Annotated in this window: 23 protein-coding genes and 1 riboswitch; of the genes, 12 read left to right on the top strand and 11 right to left on the bottom strand. The window is 68.2% G+C overall.

The window, feature by feature from the left end; all coding sequences use genetic code 11:
- Window position 1 precedes the first annotated feature (1 nt).
- Window positions 2-1,294 carry an Nramp family divalent metal transporter gene (locus tag AAFP30_RS19730; protein ID WP_419231699.1) on the top strand — a complete coding sequence of 431 codons (1,293 nt, stop codon included), beginning with the start codon at window positions 2-4 and terminating at the stop codon, window positions 1,292-1,294.
- Window positions 1,295-1,310: 16 nt separating this feature from the next.
- Here AAFP30_RS19730 and AAFP30_RS19735 read toward each other — a convergent pair whose 3' ends face one another.
- Window positions 1,311-2,537, bottom strand: coding sequence for an acyl-CoA dehydrogenase family protein (locus tag AAFP30_RS19735; protein ID WP_419231700.1), 1,227 nt, complete (start codon window positions 2,535-2,537; stop codon window positions 1,311-1,313).
- A 146-nt stretch (window positions 2,538-2,683) separates the two neighbouring features.
- On the opposite strand from AAFP30_RS19735, the gene AAFP30_RS19740 reads away from it, so the two are divergent.
- Window positions 2,684-3,346 carry a (2Fe-2S)-binding protein gene (locus tag AAFP30_RS19740; RefSeq protein WP_419231701.1) on the top strand — a complete coding sequence of 221 codons (663 nt, stop codon included), beginning with the start codon at window positions 2,684-2,686 and terminating at the stop codon, window positions 3,344-3,346.
- Here the strand turns inward: AAFP30_RS19740 and AAFP30_RS19745 are convergent.
- Both AAFP30_RS19745 and AAFP30_RS19750 read right to left on the bottom strand, forming a co-directional pair.
- Entirely contained in the window at window positions 3,289-4,125 is an 837-nt protein-coding gene (locus AAFP30_RS19745) for a CbtA family protein (RefSeq protein WP_419231702.1), read from the bottom strand. The genes AAFP30_RS19740 and AAFP30_RS19745 overlap by 58 nt on opposite strands.
- Window positions 4,126-4,153: 28 nt before the next feature.
- Window positions 4,154-4,378 (bottom strand): CbtB domain-containing protein, encoded by a 225-nt coding sequence (locus tag AAFP30_RS19750; RefSeq protein ID WP_419231703.1) that lies wholly within the window; start codon window positions 4,376-4,378, stop codon window positions 4,154-4,156.
- Window positions 4,379-4,420: 42 nt separating this feature from the next.
- Window positions 4,421-4,562, bottom strand: a riboswitch (cobalamin riboswitch).
- A gap of 23 nt (window positions 4,563-4,585) precedes the next feature.
- Here AAFP30_RS19750 and AAFP30_RS19755 point away from each other — a divergent pair.
- Window positions 4,586-9,202 carry an ATP-dependent helicase gene (locus AAFP30_RS19755; protein WP_419231704.1) on the top strand — a complete coding sequence of 1,539 codons (4,617 nt, stop codon included), beginning with the start codon at window positions 4,586-4,588 and terminating at the stop codon, window positions 9,200-9,202.
- Window positions 9,195-9,962 carry a DNA-formamidopyrimidine glycosylase family protein gene (locus AAFP30_RS19760; protein ID WP_419231705.1) on the top strand — a complete coding sequence of 256 codons (768 nt, stop codon included), beginning with the start codon at window positions 9,195-9,197 and terminating at the stop codon, window positions 9,960-9,962. The genes AAFP30_RS19755 and AAFP30_RS19760 overlap by 8 nt, the downstream gene beginning before the upstream one ends.
- 61 nt (window positions 9,963-10,023) lie before the next feature.
- On the opposite strand, the gene AAFP30_RS19765 is transcribed toward AAFP30_RS19760, so the two are convergent.
- Complete coding sequence (locus tag AAFP30_RS19765; protein ID WP_419231706.1) at window positions 10,024-10,446, bottom strand: pyridoxamine 5'-phosphate oxidase family protein; 423 nt, start codon at window positions 10,444-10,446, stop codon at window positions 10,024-10,026.
- 79 nt (window positions 10,447-10,525) lie between these two features.
- Window positions 10,526-12,268, bottom strand: a complete 1,743-nt coding sequence (gene glpD, locus AAFP30_RS19770; RefSeq protein ID WP_419231707.1) for a glycerol-3-phosphate dehydrogenase — start codon at window positions 12,266-12,268, stop codon at window positions 10,526-10,528.
- Between the two features lie 111 nt (window positions 12,269-12,379).
- Between glpD and glpK the strand changes: the two genes are divergently transcribed.
- On the top strand, window positions 12,380-13,885 hold the full coding sequence (gene glpK, locus AAFP30_RS19775; RefSeq protein ID WP_419231708.1) for a glycerol kinase GlpK: 1,506 nt from the start codon (window positions 12,380-12,382) through the stop codon (window positions 13,883-13,885).
- Here glpK and AAFP30_RS19780 read toward each other — a convergent pair.
- Together AAFP30_RS19780 and AAFP30_RS19785 are read right to left on the bottom strand one after the other, a co-directional pair.
- On the bottom strand, window positions 13,882-14,334 hold the full coding sequence (locus tag AAFP30_RS19780) for a hypothetical protein (RefSeq protein WP_419231709.1): 453 nt from the start codon (window positions 14,332-14,334) through the stop codon (window positions 13,882-13,884). The two genes, glpK and AAFP30_RS19780, sit on opposite strands and share 4 nt — an antisense overlap.
- Window positions 14,331-15,794 (bottom strand): hypothetical protein, encoded by a 1,464-nt coding sequence (locus AAFP30_RS19785; protein WP_419231710.1) that lies wholly within the window; start codon window positions 15,792-15,794, stop codon window positions 14,331-14,333. The genes AAFP30_RS19780 and AAFP30_RS19785 overlap by 4 nt, the downstream gene beginning before the upstream one ends.
- Before the next feature lie 104 nt (window positions 15,795-15,898).
- On the opposite strand from AAFP30_RS19785, the gene AAFP30_RS19790 reads away from it, so the two are divergent.
- Window positions 15,899-16,243 carry a hypothetical protein gene (locus AAFP30_RS19790; protein ID WP_419231711.1) on the top strand — a complete coding sequence of 115 codons (345 nt, stop codon included), beginning with the start codon at window positions 15,899-15,901 and terminating at the stop codon, window positions 16,241-16,243.
- 1 nt (window position 16,244) lies between these two features.
- Here AAFP30_RS19790 and AAFP30_RS19795 read toward each other — a convergent pair whose 3' ends face one another.
- On the bottom strand, window positions 16,245-17,648 hold the full coding sequence (locus tag AAFP30_RS19795; protein WP_419231712.1) for an NAD(P)H-quinone dehydrogenase: 1,404 nt from the start codon (window positions 17,646-17,648) through the stop codon (window positions 16,245-16,247).
- Between the two features lie 225 nt (window positions 17,649-17,873).
- Between AAFP30_RS19795 and AAFP30_RS19800 the strand changes: the two genes are divergently transcribed.
- The gene (locus AAFP30_RS19800; protein ID WP_419231713.1) at window positions 17,874-18,356 is read left to right on the top strand and encodes a gamma-glutamylcyclotransferase; all 483 of its coding nucleotides are present in this window, start codon (window positions 17,874-17,876) and stop codon (window positions 18,354-18,356) included.
- Between the two features lie 19 nt (window positions 18,357-18,375).
- Here AAFP30_RS19800 and AAFP30_RS19805 read toward each other — a convergent pair whose 3' ends face one another.
- Window positions 18,376-19,536 (bottom strand): amidohydrolase, encoded by a 1,161-nt coding sequence (locus AAFP30_RS19805; protein ID WP_419231714.1) that lies wholly within the window; start codon window positions 19,534-19,536, stop codon window positions 18,376-18,378.
- Window positions 19,533-20,231, bottom strand: a complete 699-nt coding sequence (locus tag AAFP30_RS19810) for an enoyl-CoA hydratase/isomerase family protein (RefSeq protein ID WP_419231715.1) — start codon at window positions 20,229-20,231, stop codon at window positions 19,533-19,535. The genes AAFP30_RS19805 and AAFP30_RS19810 overlap by 4 nt, the downstream gene beginning before the upstream one ends.
- Window positions 20,232-20,275: 44 nt before the next feature.
- On the opposite strand from AAFP30_RS19810, the gene AAFP30_RS19815 reads away from it, so the two are divergent.
- Window positions 20,276-21,079, top strand: coding sequence for a purine-nucleoside phosphorylase (locus tag AAFP30_RS19815; RefSeq protein WP_419231716.1), 804 nt, complete (start codon window positions 20,276-20,278; stop codon window positions 21,077-21,079).
- A complete protein-coding gene (locus AAFP30_RS19820) occupies window positions 21,076-21,885 on the top strand; it encodes an ABC transporter ATP-binding protein (RefSeq protein WP_419231718.1) in 810 nt (269 codons plus the stop codon). The genes AAFP30_RS19815 and AAFP30_RS19820 overlap by 4 nt, the downstream gene beginning before the upstream one ends.
- 16 nt (window positions 21,886-21,901) lie before the next feature.
- Here the strand turns inward: AAFP30_RS19820 and upp are convergent, their stop codons facing one another.
- On the bottom strand, window positions 21,902-22,525 hold the full coding sequence (gene upp / locus AAFP30_RS19825) for a uracil phosphoribosyltransferase (RefSeq protein ID WP_419231719.1): 624 nt from the start codon (window positions 22,523-22,525) through the stop codon (window positions 21,902-21,904).
- A 50-nt stretch (window positions 22,526-22,575) separates the two neighbouring features.
- Here upp and AAFP30_RS19830 point away from each other — a divergent pair, with 50 nt between their 5' ends.
- From AAFP30_RS19830 to AAFP30_RS19840, 3 genes are all read left to right on the top strand, one after another.
- Window positions 22,576-22,902 (top strand): type VII secretion target, encoded by a 327-nt coding sequence (locus tag AAFP30_RS19830; protein WP_419231720.1) that lies wholly within the window; start codon window positions 22,576-22,578, stop codon window positions 22,900-22,902.
- On the top strand, window positions 22,902-23,834 hold the full coding sequence (locus AAFP30_RS19835; protein WP_419231721.1) for a C40 family peptidase: 933 nt from the start codon (window positions 22,902-22,904) through the stop codon (window positions 23,832-23,834). Before AAFP30_RS19830 ends, AAFP30_RS19835 begins: the two co-directional genes overlap by 1 nt.
- Before the next feature lie 74 nt (window positions 23,835-23,908).
- Window positions 23,909-25,219: a primosomal protein gene (locus tag AAFP30_RS19840; RefSeq protein WP_419231722.1), complete on the top strand. Its 1,311-nt coding sequence runs from the start codon at window positions 23,909-23,911 to the stop codon at window positions 25,217-25,219.
- The last annotated feature ends 9 nt before the right edge of the window (window positions 25,220-25,228 follow it).

The raw sequence follows: 25,228 nt of genomic DNA on the forward strand, positions 1-25,228 counted from the left end.
AGTGAGTACGGTCGACAACCGCGAACCGGTTTCGGTGGACGACGCCACTGAGGCCAACAGCGCAGGGGCGCGCGGCCCCCGGGTATGGCTACGCAACATCGCGTTCCTCGGTCCGGCCTTCGTCGCCGCCATCGCCTACGTCGATCCGGGCAACGTCGCCGCCAACATCACCGCCGGCGCCCGCTACGGATTCCTGCTGGTCTGGGTGTTGGTGCTGGCCAATCTCATCGCCATGCTGATCCAGTACCAGTCGGCCAAATTGGGCATCGTCACCGGCACGAGCCTGCCCACGCTGCTCGGACGGCGCCTGGGCACCCGGTCCCGACGCGCGTTCTGGCTGCAGGCCGAGATCGTTGCCATCGCCACCGATCTCGCCGAGGTTCTCGGCGGCGCCATCGCCCTGCAACTGCTGTTCGGCCTGCCCCTCGTGGTCGGCGGCGTGATCGTCGGTGTCGTGTCGATGTTGCTGTTGTTGCTGCAGAATCCGCAGCAGCAGCGGGTCTTCGAACGCGTGATCCTCGGATTGCTGGCGATCATCGTCATCGGCTTCGTCGCCGGACTCTTCGTCAATCCGCCACCCGCGGGTGAGGTGCTCGGCGGCCTGATCCCGCGCCTGCAGGGGCCGGAGACGGTGCTGCTCGCCGCGAGCATGCTGGGCGCCACGGTGATGCCCCACGCGATCTACGTCCACTCCGCCCTGGTCATCGACCGTTTCGGGGTCAGCAAGACCTCGGTGCGCAAACGTCGGCTGATCCGCATCACCCGCTGGGACGTGGTCATCGCGCTGATCATCGCCGGCACGGTGAACATCGCCCTTCTACTGTTGGCGGCCACCAACCTGCTCGGCATCGAGGGCACCGACACCATCGAGGGCGCCTACGACGCCGTCAGTAACGCCCTCGGCCACGGCATGGCCACGATCTTCGCGATCGGACTGCTGGCCAGCGGCCTGGCCGCCACCTCGGTCGGTTCGACGGCCGGCGCCGCGATCATGGGCGGCCTGCTGCACAAGCGGATCCCGCTGTTCGTCCGTCGCGTGGTCACGGTGATCCCCGCGCTCATCGTGTTGGCTATCGGGGTCGACCCGACGTGGGCGCTGGTCGTCAGTCAGGTCGTACTGAGCTTCGGCATCCCGTTCGCACTGATCCCGCTGGGACGCCTCACCGGTGACCGGGAGTTGATGGGCGAGTTCGTCGACCGCTGGCCGCTACGCGTCGCGGCCGGGGTGTCGGCGGTGCTGATCGTGATCCTCAACCTCACGCTCATCGGTCTGGTGCTGACCGGCTCCGCCTGACACCCCGCAAGCCCCGCTACCCGCGGAGCAAACCCTTCGCCACGTGCGTCACCTGGATCTCGTTGCTGCCCGCGTAGATCATCAATGACTTGGCGTCGCGCGCAAGCTGTTCCACGCGGTACTCGGCCATGTAGCCGTTGCCGCCGAACAGCTGCACCGCCTCCATCGCGACGTCGGTGGCCGCCTTCGACGAATAGAGCTTCATCGCCGACGCCTCGGCCAGGGTCAGCGGCTTGCCCGCCTTCCCTCGTTCGATCGCGTTGAACAGCATGTTCTGGACGTTGATCCGCGCAATCTCCATCTCGGCCAGCTTGAGCTGGATGAGCTGGAACTGGGCGATCTCCTGACCCCACAGCTTGCGGGTCTTGGCGTAATCGATGGACAGCCGCTGACATTCGTTGATGATGCCGAGCGACAGCGCCGCGATGCCGACTCGTTCCGCGGTGAAACCGGCCTTGACGCCGTCGTCTCCCCGCGCGTTGGAGCCGGTGTCCTCGGTCTCGCCGAGCAGTCGATCTTTGCCGAGCCGCACGTTGTCGAAGAAGAGTTCACCGGTGGGCGAACTGACCATGCCCATCTTCTTGAACGGCTTGCCCTGCGTGAGGCCCTCCATGCCCTTGTCGAGCACAAAGGTCAGCACCTTGCGGTCCCGCATCGGGGTGCCGGAGCCGTCGTCGAGCTTGGCGAACACGACGAGGGTGTCGGCGTAGGGGCCGTTGGTGATGAAGGTCTTCTGGCCGTTGAGGACGTAGTCGTCGCCGTCGCGGCGGACGGTGGTCTTCATGCCGCCGAGCGCATCGGACCCCGAATCTGGTTCGGTGATCGCCCACGCCCCGACCTTCTCCATGGTGACCAGTTCGGGCAGCCAGCGCTTCTTCTGCGCGAGGGTGCCCTTGCCGCGGATGGCCGACGCGGTCAAGCCCATGCTGACCCCCATCGAGCCGACCAGTCCGAGGCAGACACCGGCGAGCTCGATGTTGAGGATCATGAACATCGAGCTGTTCATATTGCCGCCGCCACCGCCGCCCGACGAATTCTTGCCCTCGGCCTCGGCGGCGAGTTCCTTCTCCAGCGCATCCTTCGCCATCGCGTCGACACCGAAGGTCGACAGCAGTTTGCGGGTGATGTCGTACGGCGGGAGCACACCGGTCTCGAGGTCGTCGATGTGCGGGCGAATCTCCTTGTCGATGAACGCGCGCAAGGCATCTCGCACCATCAAGTCTTCGTCGGACCACTCGAACATCGGCACACTCCCGCCAGATCAGAACCTGTTGCAACTACTTTCTGAATACTGTGTCAGGAGTGCGGTGCGATGTAAAGACACATGACGCACACTTCGTATCTTTGCTGGTCCGGGGCTGTCCACCCAAGGCGGTATGTTGGTCGACGATGACCGTGCATGACCTTGCGGCGCTGGGACCGTTCTTCGCCGTGGACACCCACCCCGTCGACGGAACCAAAGATGCTCCGTGGCAACCTTTTTCGACGATCCTAGAAACCGCGACGCTGACCACTCGAGTGGTGGCCGTCCAGGCGGCGCTTTATCCCGGCGCTCCCTCCGGGACCGTCGATGACCGGGTCGCGGCGTCGGTCGCCCATCTCGGTCTGGTGGCGCGCGTGATCGCGCCGTGGGTGGCGTCGGTCGTGATGGACGGGCAGCCGATCTCGCGACGCGTCGAGGACCTCTGGTGGCAGGACCGGCTCGGTGGCCCATTTCCGTTGTCGGTGATCTGGGCGGACGATCGCGGGTGGGAAGAGTCGGCGATCGTCGCGGTGACCCGAGCCGTCGCCCGCACGTTCGGGGTCAGTGACCTGGTGCTCGGGGGCAACGTCGCGTCCGCGGCCAACAGCGCGGCACGAATGATCGCGCTCGCCCGGCCGGAGCTGTCGGCGGCCGCGCACGCCGCAGCCGACGAGATCCTGGCCGAACCAGAGGTGGAATCGGGTGTCCTCCGGTCCGGGCCGGGATTTCGTCGGCGCAGTTGTTGTTTGATCTACCGGGTCTCCGGCGACCGCACCGCGGTCTGCGGGGACTGCGTGCTGAGCAGCTGATCCTGCGGTCGCATCAACCGCCCGAGGACGAGGGCGAAGACGACGGTGAGCACCGTCCACAAGATGACCTGGTTGGCGATGGCGTATACGCGGAAGTCGCCGATCACGTCGCCGGGGAATCCGGGGAAGACGATCTGGCCGGCGTCGTTGGTCACCGGTCCGGGCACCTCGTGGAACTCCGGCATCAGGGCCGCGGTGATGGTCACCGCGACCAGATACCCGAGGGCGCCGAGGATGCCCGAGACCAGACCGCCGAGCCGCGGACGCAGCAACAACGTGATGATGACGGCCACGATCGCGAACGCGACCGACAGCAGCGTGATCGTCAGGAACGCGCCGCTGCGCGCGCCGATGGTGTCGTCGTTGCCGACCGCAGGCGGGTTGGCCGGATAGACGAAGAACGGTACGGCGAACAGGGCCACGAACCCGATCACGCCCAGCGCGGCGGCGACCATCCGCGGGTCGGTCGCCGGGTACCGGCGGCCGAGGTAACTCCACAGGATGGTGAATGCCACCGCGAAGAACGCGCCCATACACACCGCGAACACGACGGTGCCCACGCCGGCGCCGATGTTCTCCTGCACCGAGCGGGTGAACACCTCACCGTGCTCGTGCGCACCGGTGTCACCGGCGAGCATCTCCTCGGCGTGCGAACGCCCCTCTTCGTAGTCGATCGCCTTCGCCACCTGTGGTTCGATGAACAACCGGGCAAAAACGTACGCGACGATGCCGGCGATCAGACCCGAGAACAGGCCTGCGCCGATGAACTTCTTCTCCATGTGCTGTTGTCTCCCTGCCGGTGGGCGATCAGTGGCAGGGGAAGCCGAGGAAGTGGCGGGCGTCGTGTACGAACTCGTGCACGTGGGTGTCGGACCCGAAGACCGACACGGCGCCCTGGTCGTAGCCGAGGAAGTAGTAGGCAAGTGCGGCGAGCATGACCGTGAGGGTCAGCCAGACAGCGGCACTCGCAACGGACAGATTGGGTACGGCAAGCGAACGAGCCTTTGCGGCCGTCTGGGTCGAGGCGGTCATCGGTGTCCTTTCCCTGGGATTTCGCGTCCCATCAGCGTTGTCCAAACGAACGGTCATCACGGCGGCATTCTGGTTCTCGCCCCACGGTGGACACCGTCAGACGATCACAGCGGCGCGACCACTCCGGACTCTCACCGGATTCCCCGCACAGCGATGTGAGATGACTCTATACCCGGGGTTGTCATAGGTGTGGGGGATGATGGCAGAGTGCCCCGAAAGGCGACCGTTCTCGACCGCTTCACCGCTGCCACACAGCGGTGGTTCACCGGCGCGTTCGCTGCGCCGACCGCCGCGCAGACAGGCGCCTGGACCTCGATCGCCGACGGCAACAACACCCTCGTCATCGCCCCGACCGGCTCCGGCAAGACGCTCTCGGCGTTCTTGTGGGCGCTCGACCGGTTGGCCGCCGAGCCCGACCGCACCCACGGCACCCGCGTCGTCTACATCTCCCCGCTCAAGGCACTTGCGGTCGACGTCGAACGCAACCTGCGGGCCCCACTCACCGGGATCACCCGGGCGGCGCAGGAACTCGATCAGCCGGAGCCGAACATCACCGTCGGGGTGCGGTCCGGCGACACGTCGCCGACGCAGCGACGATCCCTCGTCAAGACGCCACCCGACATCCTCATCATCACCCCCGAGTCGCTGTATCTGATGTTGACGTCGGCGGCGCGGGAAACCCTGACGCACGTCGACACGATCATCGTCGACGAGGTGCACGCCGTCGCGGCCACCAAACGCGGCACCCACCTGGCCCTGACCCTCGAACGCCTCGACGAGATCCTCGATCGGCCCGCGCAGCGGATCGGCCTGTCCGCGACGGTCCGCCCACCGGAATTGGTCGCCGGCTTCCTCAGCGGCGCCGCCCCGTGCACGGTGGTGAAACCCAAGGCCACCAAGACCTTTGACCTGCGCGTCGATGTGCCGGTCGAGGACATGGCCAACATTCCAGCGCCGGCCGATTCCAGCGATGATCTCGACGATGCGTTCTCCCCCACCGCCGGATCGCTGTGGCCGTACGTGGAGAACTCGATCGTCGACCTCATCGAGAAGAACCGCGCGACCATCGTGTTCGCCAACTCGCGCCGGCTCGCCGAACGACTCACCGCGCGGCTCAACGAGATCCACGCCGAACGCGTAGGCAGCCCGGCGCAGGCGGCACCGAATCCACGGGTGGCCGGCGGGTCCCCGGCCTTCGTGATGGGCAGTGGTGCGAGCGCCGGCGCCGAACCGGTGCTCGCCCGCGCCCATCACGGGTCGGTCAGCAAAGAGCAGCGCGCGGAGATCGAGGACGACCTCAAGTCGGGTCGCCTCGCCTGCGTGGTGGCGACGAGTTCACTGGAACTCGGCATCGACATGGGTGCGGTCGATCTGGTGATCCAGGTGGAGGCGCCGCCGTCGGTGGCGAACGGTCTACAGCGCATCGGCCGCGCCGGGCACCAAGTCGGCGAGATCAGTCAGGGTGTGCTCTATCCGAAGCACCGCACCGACCTCATCCACTGCACGGTGACGGTGGAACGGATGCTCGACGGCGCCATCGAGGAATTGCGGGTCCCGCAGAATCCGCTCGACATCCTCGCACAGCAGACCATCGCCGCGGCCGCGATCGACGACCTCGACGTCGAGCACTGGTTCGACGTCGTCCGCCGTGCGGCGCCCTATCGGGAACTGGCGCGGGGTGTCTACGAGGCGACACTCGACCTCATCGCCGGGCGGTTCCCGTCCGACGAGTTCGCCGAGCTCCGCCCGCGCGTCACCTGGGACCGCGACACCGGCACACTGTCCGGTCGGCGTGGAGCGCAGCGCCTTGCCGTCACCTCCGGCGGGTCCATCCCGGACCGAGGGTTGTTCGGGGTGTTCATGGTGGGCGAGAAATCCACCCGTGTCGGTGAACTCGACGAGGAGATGGTCTACGAATCGCGGGTGGGCGATGTCTTCGCGCTCGGCGCGACGAGCTGGCGCATCGAGGACATCACCCACGACAGGGTGCTGGTGACACCCGCACCCGGCCAGCCCGGCCGGCTGCCGTTCTGGATCGGCGACTCGGTCGGCCGACCGGCCGAATTGGGTGCGGCCATCGGCAAATTCACCGGCGCCGTCGCCGATCCGGAGATCCTCGATGCCCACGCCGAACGCCTCGGTCTGACCGGATTCGCCCGCGACAACCTCGCCGCACTGATCACCGAGCAACGCGACGCGACCGGCCACCTGCCCACCGATCGCACCCTGGTGGTCGAGCGATTCCGTGATGAACTCGGCGACTGGCGGCTGATCCTGCACTCCCCTTACGGATTACGCGTCCACGCGCCGTGGGCGAGCGCGATCTCCGCACGCCTGCTCACCACCCTCGGCCTCGAGGGCGCCACCACCGCCTCTGACGACGGCATCATCGTGCGACTGCCGGACACCGACGACGACCCGCCGGGCGCCGCGGTCTTCGTGATCGATCCGGACGAGATCGAGCAGTTGGTCACCGACGCGCTGGCCGACTCGTCGATGTTCGCCTCGCGGTTCCGCGAATGTGCTGCCCGCGCCCTCCTGTTGCCACGCCGCGATCCGGGCCGTCGTGCACCGCTGTGGCAGCAACGGCAGCGCAGCGCCCAATTGCTCTCGGTCGCTTCGAAGTTCCCGGACTTCCCGATCGTGCTGGAAGCCGTCCGCGAATGTTTGCAGGACGTCTACGACCTGCCCGCGCTGACCGATCTGCTCACCCGCATCCGAGGACGCCGCGTGCGGGTGGTCGAGACCGAAACCGCCAGCCCCTCACCGTTCGCCGCGTCCATGCTCTTCGGGTATGTCGGGGCGTTCATGTACGCCGACGACGCACCGCTCGCTGAACGGCGCGCCGCGGCGCTCTCCCTCGACACCAGCCTGCTCGCGCAACTCCTCGGCCGGGTGGATCTGCGGGAACTGCTCGATCCCGGCGTGATCGCCGAGGTCACCGCCCGCCTGCAGCGCCGGACCCCCGAACGGCAGGCCCGTGACGCGGAGGATGTCGTCGACCTGCTGCGCTGGCTCGGCCCGCTGAGCACCGAGGACGTGGAGGCCCGGTACCGCGGCGAGGAACCGATCCTCGAGACCTTGACCGAATTGCACCGCAGCGGGCAGATCATCTCGATCAACCACCGCAGCCGGGCGCTGTGGGCATCCATCGACGACACCGCACGCCTCCGCGACGGCCTGGGTGTACCTGCGCCGCTGGGTATTCCGACCGCTTACCTGGACGAGGTCGCCGACCCGCTTGGCGATCTGGTGGGCCGCTATGCCCGCACGCATGGCCCGTTCACCATTGCCGAGGCGGCCGAGAACCTGGGCATGGCGGCGGGTGTGGTGCGCGATGTGCTCACCCGGTTGGCCGGTGATCGTCGGGTCGTCGAAGGTGATTTTCTGCCGGACACCGAGTCCGGGCCGGGCACCCGGGTCACGCAGTGGTGTCACGCCGATGTCCTCGGGCAGATCCGGCGTGGCTCGCTGGCGGCCAGTCGTGCCGAGGTGGCGCCGGTCGGTACCGATGTCTATGCCCGCTTCCTGACCGCGTGGCAGCATGTCGGACTCGACGACCCGCTGACGGGTGTCGATGCCGTGGACATGGTCGTCGACCAGTTGGCCGGCTACCCGTTGCCGGCCTCGGCGTGGGAGTCGCTGGTGCTGCCCTCGCGCGTAGCCGACTACACGCCGGCGATGCTCGACGAACTTCTCGCTTCCGGCGAGGTGGTGTGGACGGCGCGCGGCCGCATCGGCGGCTCGGACGGCTGGATCTCCTTGCACACGGCCGATGTCGCGGCACTGACGGTGCCCGCGCCCGACGAGATCGACCTCACGCCGGTGCATTCACGGGTACTGGCCGCGCTCGAACCCGGTGGCGCCCTGCGGTTCACCCAGATCGTGGACGCCGCAGCAGACGACGACGGCACACCCCCCGCGGCCACCGAGGTGGAGGCTGCACTGTGGGATCTGGTGTGGGCGGGCTGGATCAGCAACGACTCCTTCGCACCGCTGCGCGCGGCCATCGCACCCCGGCGTGCGTCGTCGGCGCCGAAATCGATGCCCACGCATCGATCGCGGGGCCGCGCACCGCGATTGCGGCCGCAGCGGCTGTCCACCCGCTATCTGGCCGAACAATCGTTGCGTGGCTCGGTCCCGCCGACGGCCGGGGGCCGCTGGTTCCTGCTGCACCACCCGACCGTTGATCCGACGGTGGCCACCCAGGCGCTCTGCGACCAGTTGCTGGCCCGCTACGGCGTGGTCACCCGCGGCAGTGTCACGGTCGAGGACGTCGTCGGCGGCTTCGCCCGGATCTACAAGGCACTCAATGTGTTCGAGGACAGTGGACAGGTGCGGCGCGGCTATTACGTGGACGGTCTCGGTGGTGCGCAGTTCGCGTCACCGAGCCAGGTCGATGCGTTGCGTGCGCACGCACTGCCCGATCGTAAGGCCGCCGCCAAGGCCGTGGTGCTGGCCGCCACCGATCCCGCCAATCCCTTCGGCGCGGCACTGGACTGGCCGCCGCGCGACGCCGAGGAGAGTGGTCACCGACCGGGCCGGAAGCCGGGCGCGCTGATCGTCCTCGTCGACGGCGAGTTGGTGGCCTTCGTCGAACGCGGCGGCAAGACGGTGCTCACCTTCACCAACCGCGAATCATCGGTCGCCGCAACCGCGGACGCCCTCGTGCGACTGGTGCGGTCCGGCCGGGTCTCGCGATTGATGATCGACCAGGTGGATGGCCAACCGGTCCTCACCACCGATTTCGGGCGGGCTCTCGTCGCGGCGGGTTTCGCCACCACGCCCCGTGGAATCCGGATGCGGTACGGGGCGCATGCCTGAGGGCGATACCGTGTTCGCCGCGGCCGCACGGTTGCGGAAGGCGTTGGCCGGACACCGAATCGACCACTGCCAGTTCCGGATTCCGTCACTGGCCACCGTCGATCTGACCGGGCAGGAGGTCACCGCAGTTCGGTCGGTGGGTAAGCATCTGTTGATCGACACCGCGGACGTCAGTATCCACTCGCATCTGAAGATGGAGGGTGCGTGGCACGTGCACCGGGTTGGTCAGCGGTGGCGGCGACCCGGGTTCGAGGCACGGATCGTGCTGCGCGCCAACGGCTCCGAGGCGGTCGGATTCGCCCTGGGAATTCTCGAGCTCCTCGAGGATCCGGATGCTACGCTCGCCTACCTCGGCCCGGATCTGTTGGGCGAGCACTGGGATGCCGCCGAGGCGGTGCGACGCCTGGCGGCCGACCCGGATCGGGAGATCGGTGAGGCGCTGCTGGATCAGCGGAACCTGGCCGGCATCGGCAACGTGTATCGCAGCGAGATCTGTTTTCTGCGTGGGGTTGCATCCACCCGGCCGGTGGCCGAGGTGAATCTGCCGCCGATGGTGGAGCTGGCGCGGAAGATGTTGTGGGCCAATCGGTTGCGGACGACGCGCACCACGACCGGCAACACCGCCCCGAATGCGCGGATGTGGGTGTACGGGCGACGCGGGCACGGGTGCCGGAGATGCCAAACGCCGATCGAGCGAGTGCAACTCGGCTCGATCGGCGGTGAACGCGTGATCTACTTTTGTCCGCGATGCCAGTCGTGACACCATCTCGGACATGTAGCGGATCGCGTGGCAATGATGCCGACGCGATACCCGCCCCCGATTAGACCGGGTACCGTTCCGGCTCTGGGCCGAACAGAAAACGCCTGCCGGTGATCTCGGTGACCGAGATCTCGACGTAGTTGTACTTGAGCGTGGGAATCCACGGCTTCAACGGCAACTCGTCGGCAGCGGCGATGTCATGACCCGAAACCAGCACACGGCCAGTGCCTTTCGCGACGACACTCCAACCACCCGCATCGGTGTGGTCGTCGGCCTCGAAGGCGACGTGCTCATTGACCACGAGCTCGGAGAGCTTGGTGCCCTCTCCGGTACGGAAGACGATCTTGCCCTCACCGGCATAGAAGTTGACCGGGAAGATGTCGGGCTGTCCGTTGACACTCAAGGCAATTCGCCCGAGTTCAACAGCGGCCAGTTGCTTCCAGGCCTCTTCGACGGTGAGTTCGTGTACGGCATTCTCAACCATGATCTGTCCTTCTGCCATAGTTCATTATTCGTCACGGCGGATGGTCATTACCAGAGTAGAAGGTCCCGAGTAGACGGCCTCATTCCGGTACCGGGACGGGCTCGAGTATTTCCGGACGCGCCTCCGGGGCCGCGGCCCGCAACGCATCTGCGGAGGCGTCGTCGGGTTGCCGCTGGGACGCGATCTCGGCCTCCACCCGGGCGATGTAGGTGGCCACCTCGTACGCCGTCTGCTGCTGCGTCCACCCGAGAATGGGCGCGAGCAGCTCGGCCACCTCCTGCGCGCAATCGACGCCGCGGTGCGGGTATTCGATGGCGATGCGGGTGCGACGGGCCAGCACGTCCTCGAGATGGAGCGCCGCCTCGTCGATCGCGGCGTAGACCACCTCGACCCGGAGGTATTGCGGGGCGGCGGCCAGCGGCGCCAGCAACGACGGGTCCGCATCGGCGTAGTAGAGGACGTCGTCGATGAGTGAGCCGTACCGGTTGAGGAGACGACGAATCCGGTAGGGGTGCAAGCCGAATCGCTGCCCGAGGTGCTCGCACTGGTTGATCAGCGCGAAGTAGCCGTCGGCCCCGAGCAGCGGCACACGTTCGGTGATCGACGGTGCCACCCGGGTGGGGATGAAATCGTTGCACGCGTCCACCGCATCGGCCGCCATCACCCGATAAGTGGTGTACTTGCCGCCGGCGATGGCGACCAGGCCCGGCGACACCGTGGCCACCGCATGCTCGCGGGAGAGCTTCGAGGTCTCGTCGTCCTCACCGGCGAGCAGGGGCCGCAGGCCGGCGTAGACACCCTCGATGTCGGCGTGGGTGAGTTTGGTGACGAGGACCTCGTTGACCTTCTCGAGGATGTAGTCGATGTCGGCGCGGGTGGCGGCCGGGTGCGCCAGATCGAGATTCCAGTCGGTGTCGGTGGTACCGATGATCCAGTGCGTCTCCCACGGGATCACGAACAGCACCGAGTTCTTGGTCCGCAGAATGATCGCCGTCTCGGACACGATCCGGTCGCGCGGCACCACGATGTGCACACCCTTGGATGCGCGAACCCGGAAGTGGCCCCGCTGTTTTGAGAGTGCCTGCACCTCGTCGGTCCACACCCCGGCGGCGTTGATGACGCAGTGCGCCCGCACCTCGGCGAGCTCCCCGCTCTCCGAATCACGCACGCGCACACCGAGAACCCGATCGGACTCCGTGATGAAGCCGACCACCTGTGTCGAGGTGCGGATCACCGCACCGTAATGGGCGGCGGTGCGGGCCACGGTCAGGCAGTGGCGTGCATCGTCGACGACGGTGTCGTAGTAGCGGATACCGCCGACGAGCGAGTTCCGTTTGAGTGCCGGCGCCACCCGCAACGCCCCGGCGCGGGTCACATGGCTCTGCCCGGGAACCGATTTCGCGCCGCCCATCTGGTCGTAGAGGAACAGACCGGCGGCGACATACGGGCGTTCCCAGATCCGCTGGGTCAGCGGGTACAGAAACGGCAATGGCTTGACCAGGTGGGGTGCCAGGAACCGCAGGGAGAGTTCACGTTCGGCCAATGCTTCACGCACCAGCCCGAATTCGAGCTGTTCGAGATAGCGCAGGCCGCCGTGGAACATCTTCGACGACCGGCTCGATGTGCCGGAGGCGATGTCGCGGGCCTCTACCAGCGCCACGCGCAGGCCGCGGGTGGCCGCGTCGAGGGCAGCCCCCACCCCGACGACTCCCCCGCCGATGACGACGATGTCGAACTGCTCACTGCCGAGCCGACGCCACGCCTGCTCGCGATAGAGCGGCCCCATATCCGCAGGTCGGTCTGGATTGAACTCGGTGTTCATGATTGCCGAGACTAATTGATCTCGGAGGAGCCCGCCGCATGCGACACTGTGCAACGGGGCCGCCACGGCCGATTGAACTCCTGCAGACCGGCCGCGTGCAAGACTGGCGTCGTGGCTAAGCAGACGTACGTCGCGGCGATCGACCAGGGCACCACCTCCACGCGGGCGATGATCTTCGATCGTCAGGGACGGGTCATCAGCTCCGAGCAACTCGAACACCGTCAGATCTTTCCGCAGGCCGGGTGGGTGGAGCACGACGCCGCCGAGATCTGGCGCAACACCCGCCGCGTCGTCGCGTCGGCGCTGGCCTCGGCCGATCTCGACGCCACCGTCATCGAGGCGTGCGGGCTGACCAACCAGCGAGAAACAACACTGCTGTGGGATCGCGCAACCGGCGAACCGATCCACAACGCCATCGTGTGGCAGGACACCCGGACCAAAGCGCTGTGCGACGAACTCGCGGGCGAGGCGGGCGTCGACCGCTACCGGGATCGCACCGGACTGCCGCTGTCCACGTATTTCGCCGGCCCGAAGATCCGCTGGCTGCTCGACAATGTCGACGGCGCCCGCGACCGCGCCGAGGCCGGCGAACTCTGCTTCGGCACAATGGATTCCTGGGTGGCCTGGAATGCCACCGGCGGAGCAGACGGCGGGGTGCACATCACCGACGTGACCAACGCGTCGCGGACGATGCTGATGGATCTGCGGACCTTGGCGTGGGACGAGGAGATCTGCGGCGAGATGGGCATCCCCACCGCGGTGTTGCCGGAGATCCGCAGTTCGTCGGAGGTGTACGCGCCGTTACGCGAGCATGGATCGATGGCCGGGGTGCCGCTCGCCGGAATCCTCGGCGATCAGCAGGCGGCGACCTTCGGGCAGGCATGTCTGAGTCCCGGAGAGGCGAAGAACACCTACGGCACCGGCAATTTCCTGCTGCTCAACACCGGGACCGAACCGGTCTTCAGCGACCACGGTCTGCTCACCACCGTGTGTTATCGGATCGGCGACCAGGATGCGCGCTACGCGTTGGAGGGGTCGATCGCGGTCACCGGGTCGCTGGTGCAGTGGCTGCGGGACAATCTCGGGTTGTTCGCGCATGCCTCGGAGATCGAGGCGTTGGCCGCCGAGGTCGATGACAATGGCGGCGTCTACTTCGTGCCGGCCTTCTCCGGGCTCTTCGCGCCCCGGTGGCGACCGGACGCCCGCGGGGTGATCGTCGGGTTGACCCGCTTCGCCAACAAGGGCCACCTTGCGCGAGCAGCGTTGGAGGCCAGCGCTTTCCAGACCCGCGAGGTCATCGAGGCGATGCAGGCCGACTCCGGAGTGGAGCTCTCCACGCTCAAGGTCGACGGCGGCATGGTGGTCAACGATCTGCTCATGCAGTTCCAGGCCGACATGCTCGACGTGCCGGTGGTGCGGCCCGTGGTCAACGAGACCACCGCACTCGGCGCGGCCTACGCGGCGGGCCTCGCGGTGGGGTACTGGGAGTCCGAGGACGAGATCCGCGACAACTGGGCCGAGGACACCCGCTGGACACCGGAGATGTCCGACGACGAACGGGACCGCCTGTACCGCGAGTGGAATCGGGCGGTCGAGCACAGTCTCGATCTCGGCTAGACGGGTAGTGATCTGGCGACGAAGTCGCTGAGGATCGCCGTGACCGCGATGTGACTGCGCAGCGCAATCGCGGCCTCGGCGGCGGCCTCGGCCACCGCGGTCCGCGGCGCGATCCGGTTGTCGAAGCAGATGCGCAGGCATTCGAGGGTGCGCACGCGGAGGTAGGCGGTGCGCCAGTCGTCGATCGCGCCCCGCCGCTGATACTCGAAACCGTCGGATTCGATGCGGCGCAGAAGCGTGTCGAGTGCCGTACGGGTGTCGTCGGAGACCCGACCGTGTAGCCGCCAGTCGGTGAGGGCCGACCGCACCACCGGGGTGCTGCCGAGGTCGGTGACATCGACCGCAGTGATCGCCAACAGCCGCAGGCAGTGGGTGAGGTCGGCGTCGGGTATCCGGGCCACGAGGTCTATGAGTCCGGCGGGCAGACGTTCTCCGGGTCGCACCGTCACTCGTCCCCGGTGCCCGGCCGCTCGGTGCCCGGCCGCTCATTGTCCGGCCGCTCGGTGTCCACGGGCGGATCGGCGCCATCGGACTCCTCGACGTCCTCCGGCGACGGCCGCGCCACCGCCCACCCACCGATGACCGGCGGGCCGACGAGCGGCAACGCCCCGACGATCTGCGCACCGTTGTCGGTGGTGTGCAGATACGACGCCGCCGTATGCCGGCCGTCGCGTCCTCGTTCGCGACCGGCGTGTGGTCCGGCACCGAAGGGACCGACCGTCGACCGCACCGGTCCGGCAGGCACCGTCGCGCCGGAGGTGGTGCCCACCACGGTGGCGACCGGCAGCGCGCTGAGCAGTCGCTGTGTCAGCGGCGTGCGGGCGCCGACCATCCCGCCTCCCCCACCGCCGCCGCCAACGGGAACAGGACCACCATGCGACGCAACCGGATCGCCCGATCGAGTCCCCGGCACCGGGACGTCGACGGTGCGCTGCCCGTCGTCGTCGGCCGTCGCGCCTGCCGAACCCGGCGCCGAGCGGCGCCCGCCCGGGCCCGGCGCGGAGCCGGTGAGTCCTTGGGCGCCAACCGAAGCCGGCGACGTCGCACCAGAGCCACGAGACAGCGGGCGATCGCCGGTCGATGCGGCCGCCCTGGACTGGGTGCCGGTGGTCGGGGTGCGGGCGGTTGACGCAGGGCTCACTGTCGACGTGACGGCCGTGACACCCGCCTGCGTGCCGGTGCCCACGCCCTCCTGATCCAGCGGGTCGGCGGTCCATGTCGACGTTCCTGCCGAATCCGGTTGCGCAAGAGTCGGATCGGCCGAACCACCGCCGCCAACCACCGAGCGCGCACCCCCGCCGACCACGTCCGTCACGGTGCTCCCGGTCCGCACATCGGCCATCGCCCTGCCGTCGCCGGTCACCGCCGGTCCCGGCACGCCGGCCTGCGCGGTGTTCATCGGAATGGTGTACGTCGCCGACATCACCACCTCCACCCCGGCGCGCAGTGCGGGGGCGTTCTCCGGATTGTCGGCCATCGCCCGCCGCACCGACTCGAGCATCTCCCGATTGGTGCGTGTCGCCGACAGTGTCGTCGCGGCACCGGTCATCGCAGCCTGGGTCTGCGCGGCGTTGCCCGCGGTGCTGCGCATGCGGGCGGCCAGCGCTGCCGCCGACGCGGCACTCGCATCGACGGCCGCACCGACGATGCCACCGGTGGTGGTTCCGAACGCGGCGTCGAGCGAGTCGGCCGCGGCATGCACCGCGGTGATGGCCGCTTGCACGGCGGCGGCGTCGCCCGCCGCTCCGGTGTCGTTCATGGTGTCGACGATGCCGAGGATCTCACCGATCGACATGCTCGCCCACGGCGAGCACCCACCCGCCCGTTCGAACCCCGAATCCGCACATGCGCCACCGCTCGTCGGGTGCGCACCGAGTTCACCCGCGTCGACACTGTCGTCCGCCGGCACGGCCTCCCCTCCCCTCACCGACCATCGCCTCGCACGGACGTTACCGCGTCCACCCCCCGAAATCGGGGGTGGAACCGAGGCTGTGGATAAAACGTCTAATGGACATGAGCGACGACGCCCCCACCCCACCGTCGAGTCCCGGTCCCGACGGGCAGATCGTGCAGTCGGCGGCCACCGACTGGGCCAGACGGGCGCGCGCCGCGGCAGAGTGCGCCGACGCGTTGCGGGCGGCCGACCGTGCGGTCACTGCTGTCGCCGCGGCCAATCACTTCGGCGAGTGCACCGAGGGCAGCGGCATGCAGTCCGCTCTCATCCCGGCACTACACGAGTGGCAGACACAACTCGCAGCGCAGGCCGCCCACCTGACCGACCTCGCCCGGTCCTGCGCAGCGGCACACACCACCTTCGTCGACACCGACCACCAGCTTGCGGGCGGCGCGAGTGAGTGAGTCAGTCGAGGTCGTCGTGCCGCACGAGTTGCCGAGCGGCCTCGGTGATCGACCCCGACAGCGACGGGTACACCGAAAAGGTCTGTGCGAGATCGGAAACCATCAACTTGTTCTGCACGGCGAGGGCAATCGGCAGGATCAGTTCCGACGCGTTCGGCGCGACCACCACACCGCCTATCACCACACCGGTCGCCGGGCGGCAGAAGATCTTCACGAAGCCGCGCCGCAGACCGCTCATCTTGGCGCGCGGATTGGTGGCCAGCGGCAGCATCACCGTGCGCGCCGGATACTCCCCCGCGTCGATCGCCTTCTGCGAGACTCCGACGGTGGCGATCTCCGGGCGGGTAAAGATCGCCGACGCAACAGTTTTCAGCTTGATCGGGCTCACGCCCTCACCCAGCGCGTGGTACATCGCGATCCGTCCCTGCATCGCGGCGACCGATGCCAGCGGAAGCAGACCGGTGCAGTCGCCGGCGGCATAGATGCCGGGCACCGATGTCCGCGAGACCCGGTCGACGGTGATGTAGCCGCCCTTGCCCAGATCCACGCCGGCCCGGTCGAGGCCGAGGCCGTTGGTGTTGGGCACCGACCCCACCGTCATCAGTACATGCGATCCGGTCACCGTGGTGCCGTCGGCCAGATGGGCGGTCACCGAATCACCGTGTCGTTCAACCTTGTCCGCGCGCGCGTGTTTGATCAGTTCGACGCCACGCTCGGCGAGGGCGTCCTCGAGGACGAGTGCCGCGTCCTCGTCCTCGTGCGGCAGCACTCGGTCGCGGCTCGACACCAGGGTCACCTTGACGCCGAGTTCGGTGTAGGCGTGCACGAATTCGGCACCGGTGACACCCGAACCCACCACGATCAGATGCTCGGGCAGCTTCTCGAGGTCGTAGAGCTGACGCCAGGTCAGGATGCGTTCACCGTCGGGTTGCGCATCGGGCAGCACCCGCGGCGACGCACCGGTCGCGATGAGCACCACGTCTCCGTCGAAGCGCTGGGTGGTGCCGTCGGCCAGGGTGGCGGTGACCTCGTGCGTGGACACCCCGAGTTGCCGGGCACCGAGTTCGGCGCGCCCGGCCACCACGGTCACGCCCTCGCTGATCAGTCGGGACCGGATGTCGGCCGACTGGGCGAACGCCAGATCGCGCACCCGCTGATGGATCTGGGTCAGGGTCACCCGCGTGTCGGTCGTGTTGAGCTCGATACCGAGATCCTTGGCCCGCCGAACCTCCGTGCGGATCCCGGTGGACGCAATGAAGGTCTTCGACGGCACACAGTCCCACAGCACGCAGGCGCCGCCGACGCCGTCGGAGTCGATCACCGTGATGTCGGCGCCGTAGGCGGCTGCGGCCAGCGCCGCCTCATAACCTGCCGGTCCGCCGCCGATGATCACGATCTTCGTCACTGTGCACTCCTGTCAGAACAATGGGCGTCAGGTGGCTGAGCATGCGCCTCCGGGGCAGCGGAGGACCGCCTACAAACCTAGTCCTCTCCATCGCGGTGCACCGGATCTCCCTGACGTATTCGGGACCCACGCGTAATACGATCAATCGGGAACTGAAACCACCCCGGTCGGCCTCACCACGAATCCGACCGCCCCGCAGTCGAGAAAGTGCAGGTCCGAGGCTTAATGCCCATCTACGCCGCCTACGGTTCGAACATGCATCCCGAGCAGATGGCCGAGCGTGCACCGCACTCGCCGATGGCCGGGACCGGGTGGTTACACGGCTGGCGTCTCACCTTCGGCGGCGGCGACATCGGGTGGGAAGGATCACTGGCGACGGTCACCGAGGACCGCGACGACCCGTCGGCGCGGGTCTTCATCGTGCTCTACGACGTCACCTCCGAGGACGAGGCCAACCTCGACCGGTGGGAGGGGTCCGAGCTCGGCATCCATGTCAAGATCCGGGCGCGGGTCGAGACCGCCGACGGTCCGGTCCTCGCGTGGCTCTATGTGCTCGACGCCTACGAGGGCGGTCTGCCGTCGGCCCGCTACCTCGGCGTGATGGCCGAGGCCGCCGAGATCGCCGGAGCGCCCGCCGAATACGTCCAGGACCTGCGGTTGCGGGAGTCGCGCAACGTCGGGCCGGGACCCGACGGCGGCGAGGCCTGAACCCAGGGCCGAGTGTCTCCTAGGCGCCGGCGCCCAGCACGATGCCGGCCAGGGTGCGCACACCCACCTCGAGGGCACGTTCGTCGAGGTCGAAGTTCGGTTGATGCAGATCCAGTTGTGGACCCATGCCGTCCCACACGCCGAGGCGGCCCATCGCGCCCGGCACATGCTCGAGATACCACGAGAAATCCTCGCCACCGGGTGACTGCGGGGTATCGGCTTCGGCGTTCGGCCCGATCGCCGCAACAGATGCCCGCATCATCTCGACCGCGGTCTCCTCGTTGACCACCGGCGGTACACCCCGGAAGTACGACAGGTCGTAGCGCACCCCGAGCGGCGCCAGCAGTTCACCGACGACGCTGCGCACCATGGGTTCGAGTTCCGACCACATCGCGTGATCGCCCGTGCGGACGGTGCCCCGCAGGCGTCCCTCCTGCGGAATCGCGTTGGGTGCGTTGCCCGCATGCGCCGCACCCCACACCATGATCGTGCCGGAACGCGGATCGACCCGCCGGGACAGGATCCCCGGCAACCCGGTGATCACCATGCCCATCGCGTACACCAGATCCGAGGTCAGGTGCGGACGCGACGTGTGCCCGCCCGCTGAGTGCAACTGCAGGTCGATGTGATCAGCGGCCGAGGTCAGCGCGCCGGCACGCAACCCCACCGAGCCGACGGGCAGCCGCGGATCGCAGTGCAGCGCAAAGATGCGGCTGACACCGGTGGTGACGCCGGCGGCGACGGCGTCGAGCGCCCCGCCGGGCATGACCTCCTCGGCCGGCTGGAAGACCAGCCGTACCCCGACCGGCAGCGTGTCCAGCGATGCGAGCAACCCGGCGGTGCCCATCAGGATGGCAGTGTGCGCGTCGTGCCCACACGAATGCGACACACCTTCGACGGTGGAGCTGAACGACAGCCCGGTGTACTCGGTGATCGGCAACGCATCCATATCGGCGCGCAACGCAATCCGCGGTCCGTCGTCGGGGCCGAGATCACACACCACGCCGGTGCCCAGCGGCAGCCGACGAGGGGCCAGCCCGAATGCGGTGAGTTCGGCCATCACCAGCTCGGTGGTGTTGACCTCTTGCCGCGACAGTTCCGGATTCGCGTGGATGTGTCGCCGCCACCGCACCACGTCCTGGCCGTGGGCGGCCCACCAGGAACCGATCGTGTCGCTCACAGCAGACTCGCGGGGGTCTCGGTTTCCAGGTCGGCGATCAGCGGCTGTCGCAGACCGCGTTTGATGGCACCCAGATTCGGCCCCGCCAGCGGTGCCCGTTCGGCGAGCAATTCGGCTGCACGCGAACGCAATTGGTCGGCATCGACGGCCTCGGAGACGATGCCGGCGGCCGCTGCCTCCGCACCGCCGTAACGGTGGCTGGTGAGCATCGCCGTGGTCGCCGTCGGGTCGGAGAGACGGGTGCGCAGCAGCGATGCCATACCTCGCGTGAACGGCATGCCCAGCGCGGCCTCCGGCAGCGACCAGAATCCGCGATCGCTGCGCATCACCCGGACGTCGGTGCACAGTGCCAGCATCGCGCCGGCACCGAACGCATGCCCGTTGATGGCAACCGCGGTGGGCACCGGCAGTGTCAGCACCTTCACATACAGTTCGTGTACCCGGTCGAGGTAGCGGGGCAGACCGCTCGCATTGGCGGCGATGTAATCGGTGTCCAGACCGTTGGAGAAGAACTTACCGGTCGCGGTGATGACCAGCGGCTTCGACGGTTCGGCCGCGACATCGTCGAGCAGGTTCCCGACGGCTGCGAGCCACTCCAGCCGGAATCGGTTGTCCGGGTTGGCCTCGTCGAGTTCGACACCCTCGGAGCCGAGGTACAGCTCGTTGACATCGCCCGCGGAACTCAGAAATGGCATGGTGCGACCTTATCGCCTGCGCCGACCGTCATTAGAGTGACCGCATGGATCCCACCATCGACCCGGATGCCGCGGCGGTCGCGGCCGCTGCGACGATCGCCACCGAAACCGACTGCTCCGCGCACGATGTGGCGGTGATCCTGGGATCGGGCTGGGCTCCGGCGGCGGCCGCGTTCGGCACGCCGATCGCGAGCCTGCCGATGGCCGACGTCCCCGGCTTCACCGCGCCGAAGGCGGCCGGCCATGGCGGCACCGTGCTGTCGGTGCACATCGGGGATCGCCGCGTGCTGATCCTCCTCGGCCGGATTCACGCCTATGAGGGTCATCCACTCGCCCGTGTCGTGCACCCCGTGCGCACCGCCGCGGCGGCCGGCGCGCACACGATTGTGCTCACCAACGCGGCCGGGGGTCTGCGCGCGGACATGTCGGTCGGTCAGCCCGTGCTGATCTCCGACCATCTGAACCTCACCGCCCGCTCCCCGATGGTCGGCGCGCAGTTCGTCGACCTCGTCGACGCCTATTCACCCCGATTGCGGGAGATCGCTCGCAGCGCGGATCCATCTCTGGCCGAAGGGGTTTACGCCGGCCTGCCGGGACCCCACTACGAGACGCCGGCGGAGATCCGGATGCTGCGCGCTCTCGGTGCGGATCTGGTCGGCATGTCGACTGTGCACGAGACGATCGCGGCGCGCGCCGCCGGGCTCAACGTGCTCGGCATGTCGCTGGTCACCAATCTCGCGGCCGGAATCACCGGCGAACCGCTCAGCCACACCGAGGTGCTGGAGGTGGGCCGTTCCTCGGCGGCCCGCATGGGCGAACTGCTCGCGACCATCGTGGCGCAGCTGTGAGCCCCGCTTCACACGGGGACACGGTGCTCGACGCCGCGTCCATCGACGTCGTCCGCAGCGGCCGGCACCTGCTGCGCGATGTGCACCTGCGCGTGGTGCCCGGCGAACACTGGGCGCTGCTCGGTCCCAACGGGGCGGGCAAGTCGACCCTGATGACCATCCTCGGTGCGCGCGGCCACCCGACCACCGGCACCGTCGACGTCCTCGGCAAACGTCTCGGCCGCGTGGACATGCGCGAATTGCGCACGCACATCGGCCATGTCGATCCGCGCTGGCGCATCGACGTCCCGCTCACCGCACACGAGGTGGTGCTGACCGGTCTGACGAACACCCCCGAACTCGACCGGCGCCACACCTACACCGACGCCGAACACCGGCATGCCGACGACCTGCTCGAACTGCTCGGCATGTCGGCGCGCCGCGATTCGGTGTGGCCGGTGATGAGTCAGGGCGAACGTGGCCGCACACTGATCGCCCGCGCACTCATGCCGCAGCCCGCGCTGCTGCTGCTCGACGAACCGGCGACCGGCCTCGACCTCGCCGCCCGCGAGAAACTGCTCACCGGCATCGACCAATTACGTTCGGAGGTACCCGAACTCGCGAGTGTGCTGGTCACCCACCATCTGGAGGATCTACCGATGAGCACCAGTCACGCGATGCTGTTGCGCGACGGTGTCATCGTGTCGGCCGGACTGGTCGACGACGCGCTCACCTCGGCGACGATCAGCACGTGTTTCGACCACGACGTCGTCGTGCGTCGCGCCGGTGGACGCTGGTCGGCGGTCGCAGCCCCCGACACGGTGTGAAACGGGGCGACGAAACTCACCGCGGACCGAACTGACGATCCCCGGCGTCGCCGAGCCCGGGCACGATGTAGGCGACGTCGTTGAGGCCCTCGTCGACCGCGGCGACCACCAACCGCACCGGGTGCCCGGAGGCCTCGAGTGCGGCCACCCCGTCCGGAGCCGCGACGACGCAGACGGCGGTGATGTCGGTGGCGTGCCGTTCGACCAGCAGGTCGATGGTGTGCAGCATCGATCCGCCGGTCGCGAGCATCGGATCGAGCACGAACACCGGCTGATCGGCGAGGTCGTCGGGCAGCGACGCGAGATACGGCACAGGCTTGGCGGTCGCCTCGTCGCGGGCGATGCCGACGAACCCGACGAGCGCCTCCGGCACCATCGCATGCGCCTGCTCGACCATGCCGAGTCCGGCCCGCAGGACCGGCACCAGCAGCGGGGGCGCCGCGAGCTTCGATCCCGTGCAGGACGTCAACGGCGTCTCAATCGGCACCGTCTTGACGGGCGCGGTCGCCAGTGCCTCGTAGACCAGCATCTGGGTGAGGCCCGACAGCGCCGCCCGAAATCGGGCGTTGTCGGTGGTCTTGTCGCGCAGCGTGGTCAAGCGCGCCGCCGCCAACGGATGATCGACGATCGTTACCTGCATGGCTGGAACTGTAAAGGGAACCGGACGCGAGTGTGGCGCGTCCTATTTCCATGAGTCAGGTAACCGTCGCACCCCACGCCCTGGACAGCTATGTCCGCGCCGAGCGCACCGCGGCCGCCGTGGTCGGCGATCACGCCCGCACGCACCGCGGTGAGGTCGGTGCACTCGCCGGCACCTTCGGTGTGATCGGCGCCGAATTCCTCGCCGCCACCACCTACGTGCTCGACGCCCACGCACGCACCCTCGACGCGCTCGCCGCCCGGCACAATGACCAGGCCACCCATACCCGGGACGCCGCAACCACCTACCGCACCGGTGACGCCGGCGCGGGTGCGGTGATCGGGTCGACCCGCGGCGACCAGGAGTTGCGACTCTGATGCTGACCATCGAAATCCTGATCGCCCCGCTGCGCATCCTGATCAGCGCACTCGGGACCGGAGTGCTGCCGCCGGACAACCCCGCCGACCGGTTGCGGACGTCGGCACCGCAACTCGAACAGACCCGGGCGTCCTCGGCCGCCGCAACCCGGCAGGTCGCGACTCAGTGGCGCGGCTCCGGCGCCGAGAACGCCGTCACCGCAGCGCAGCGCACCGACGCCCACGCCGCGCACGCCACCGACGACACCACCGCGATCGCCGGACTGATCGAATCGGCCGGCGCGAAGGTGAAGGTCGCCGCCGATCAGCTCAACGGTCTCATCGACTCGTTCAGCTCCGCGGCCACCGCGATGGGACCCGCATTGTTCACTCCCGAGGGGTTGATCCGGATCCTGCCGATCGCCGCCGACCACGTCGGTCGTGGGGTGCAGATCGTGGCCCGTACCCAGGCGGAGTTGAAATCCGACACGACCCGGATGATGAGTCTGGCCCGGACCGAGGCGCCCGCGCAGGTCCATCCGTCGTCGGTCGCGGCGGGCGGCGGCGTCGCCATCACCCTGCCCGACGGCTCCACCGCGTACGCCCCGGACAAACGAGCCGCGACAGCCGTGCGCGCGGCGCTGAGTCAGCGCGGGGTGCCCTATGTGTGGGGCGGCACCACGCCGAACGGCTTCGACTGCAGCGGCCTCACCCAGTGGGCCTACCACCAGGCCGGTGTCGAGCTTCCCCGCCTCGCCCAGGATCAGGACACCGCGGGCGTGCCGGTGAGCCAGGCGCAGTTGCGGCCGGGCGATCTGGCTGTTTGGGACGGTCACGTCGCGATGTACGTCGGGAACAACCAGCTCGTAGAGGCCGGCGATCCGGTGCAGGTGTCCCCGCTGCGCACCGCGAACGCCGGTCAGGGTTTCCAGGGATTCTTCCGCCCACGATGAGCACCGCGATCACCACCTCGAGTTCACGGGGGCGCTACCCACTTTCACAGGCCGCATCGCTACGCTGTGTCCTCATGGCCGGAGACATCGTCCCCATCGAACTCGGACTCACCGACGGAAACACCTTCACCCTCTGGGCACCCCGGTGGCGTGAGGGTGACGACGAGTGGGAGGCGTTCCTCGGGCTCGACGAGGACCTCTACGGATTCCCCGGTGTCGCCGAACTCACCGCGTTCATCCGGCAGAACGCCGCCAACGATCTCGACGAGCACCCGGCGTGGCCGACCGTCGTCGGTGTGCAGGCCGACGAATTGGTCCCCGACGACCGCCACACCTACGACCTCGTCGGTGTCCCGGAACTCGCCGCCGAGGACCCGACCCCCGAGGTCATCGCCGAACTAGAGGACGCCCTGGAGATCGTGCGGATTCTCGGTGAGGTCTGTGAACTCACGGTCATCACCAAGTTCTTCAACGGCAACCCGATCCTCGGCGCGGTGACCACCGGCACGCGCAACTTCACCGGCCGCGACGGAGTGGACCTGTGGGTGCGCATCGGCCGGCTCATCGCCAAGCACTGGGATGACGTCCTCGACGCCATCGACGACGTCATCACCACCCCCGACGTCGACGGCGCTGCGGTCGCCACCGCCGAAGCCGAGCTCGAGGCCGCCGCCTCGGCCGAGGACGAGGACGAACCGGCCGACGACGACCTCGAAATCGTCGAGGGTGCCGCTGCCGCCGGAGGCGCCGCCGCGGCCATCGACGACGACACCGATGAGGACGGCACCGACGACGACTCCGACGACGAGGACCTCGACGACGAGATCGACGAGGACGACTTCTGGGGCAACGTCGGCATCGACCCGATCCGGATCGTCACCGCCGACGGCGAATACCTCTCCCTGCGTTGCTATCTCGGCGACGACCCGGTCTTCCTCGGGTCCAAGGGCAAGATCTACGTGTTCACCTCCGGGCGGTCGCTCGGCCGGTTCCTCGCCGACGACAACAACCACGACCTCGCGCATCTGTCGACCTTCGACGACGTCCGCGCCGGCGCCAACGACGGCTCGCTGGAGTTCGACGTCCTCGACGAGAACGTCTACGTGCTGCCCGGCCTCACCGAGGACATCGCCGACGGCCCCCGACGCATGGATCGCGATCAACTCGACCTCGCTGTCGAACTGCTCACCGACGCAGCCGATTATGCCGACGACGACTCGGTGAACGAGGCACTCGGTTCGAGCACTCCGCTCGGCTGGTTCGTGGACTACACGATCAACCCGGATCCCAAGCGGATGGCGCCGAGCGCACCGTTCGACAACGAGTCCGAGGCGTGGCGCGCGCTCGTACACGACTTCGAGGGCCGCCTGGTCAAGAAGGGCTGAGCCCGCCCG

It is taken from the genome of Gordonia sp. CPCC 205515, assembly GCF_048537925.1.
Taxonomy (GTDB): Bacteria; Actinomycetota; Actinomycetes; order Mycobacteriales; family Mycobacteriaceae; genus Gordonia.

Bases quoted from the DNA above. Each gene is read 5' to 3' on its own strand.
- upp (WP_419231719.1), bottom strand. From the start codon at position 22,525: ATGCAGGTAACGATCGTCGATCATCCGTTGGCGGCGGCGCGCTTGACC.
- glpD (WP_419231707.1), bottom strand. From the start codon at position 12,268: ATGAACACCGAGTTCAATCCAGACCGACCTGCGGATATGGGGCCGCTC.
- AAFP30_RS19740 (WP_419231701.1), top strand. From the start codon at position 2,684: ATGACCGTGCATGACCTTGCGGCGCTGGGACCGTTCTTCGCCGTGGAC.
- AAFP30_RS19765 (WP_419231706.1), bottom strand. From the start codon at position 10,446: ATGGTTGAGAATGCCGTACACGAACTCACCGTCGAAGAGGCCTGGAAG.
- AAFP30_RS19790 (WP_419231711.1), top strand. From the start codon at position 15,899: ATGAGCGACGACGCCCCCACCCCACCGTCGAGTCCCGGTCCCGACGGG.
- AAFP30_RS19745 (WP_419231702.1), bottom strand. From the start codon at position 4,125: ATGGAGAAGAAGTTCATCGGCGCAGGCCTGTTCTCGGGTCTGATCGCC.
- AAFP30_RS19760 (WP_419231705.1), top strand. From the start codon at position 9,195: ATGCCTGAGGGCGATACCGTGTTCGCCGCGGCCGCACGGTTGCGGAAG.
- AAFP30_RS19830 (WP_419231720.1), top strand. From the start codon at position 22,576: ATGAGTCAGGTAACCGTCGCACCCCACGCCCTGGACAGCTATGTCCGC.
- AAFP30_RS19750 (WP_419231703.1), bottom strand. From the start codon at position 4,378: ATGACCGCCTCGACCCAGACGGCCGCAAAGGCTCGTTCGCTTGCCGTA.
- AAFP30_RS19815 (WP_419231716.1), top strand. From the start codon at position 20,276: ATGGATCCCACCATCGACCCGGATGCCGCGGCGGTCGCGGCCGCTGCG.
- AAFP30_RS19835 (WP_419231721.1), top strand. From the start codon at position 22,902: ATGCTGACCATCGAAATCCTGATCGCCCCGCTGCGCATCCTGATCAGC.
- AAFP30_RS19840 (WP_419231722.1), top strand. From the start codon at position 23,909: ATGGCCGGAGACATCGTCCCCATCGAACTCGGACTCACCGACGGAAAC.
- AAFP30_RS19800 (WP_419231713.1), top strand. From the start codon at position 17,874: ATGCCCATCTACGCCGCCTACGGTTCGAACATGCATCCCGAGCAGATG.
- AAFP30_RS19810 (WP_419231715.1), bottom strand. From the start codon at position 20,231: ATGCCATTTCTGAGTTCCGCGGGCGATGTCAACGAGCTGTACCTCGGC.
- AAFP30_RS19735 (WP_419231700.1), bottom strand. From the start codon at position 2,537: ATGTTCGAGTGGTCCGACGAAGACTTGATGGTGCGAGATGCCTTGCGC.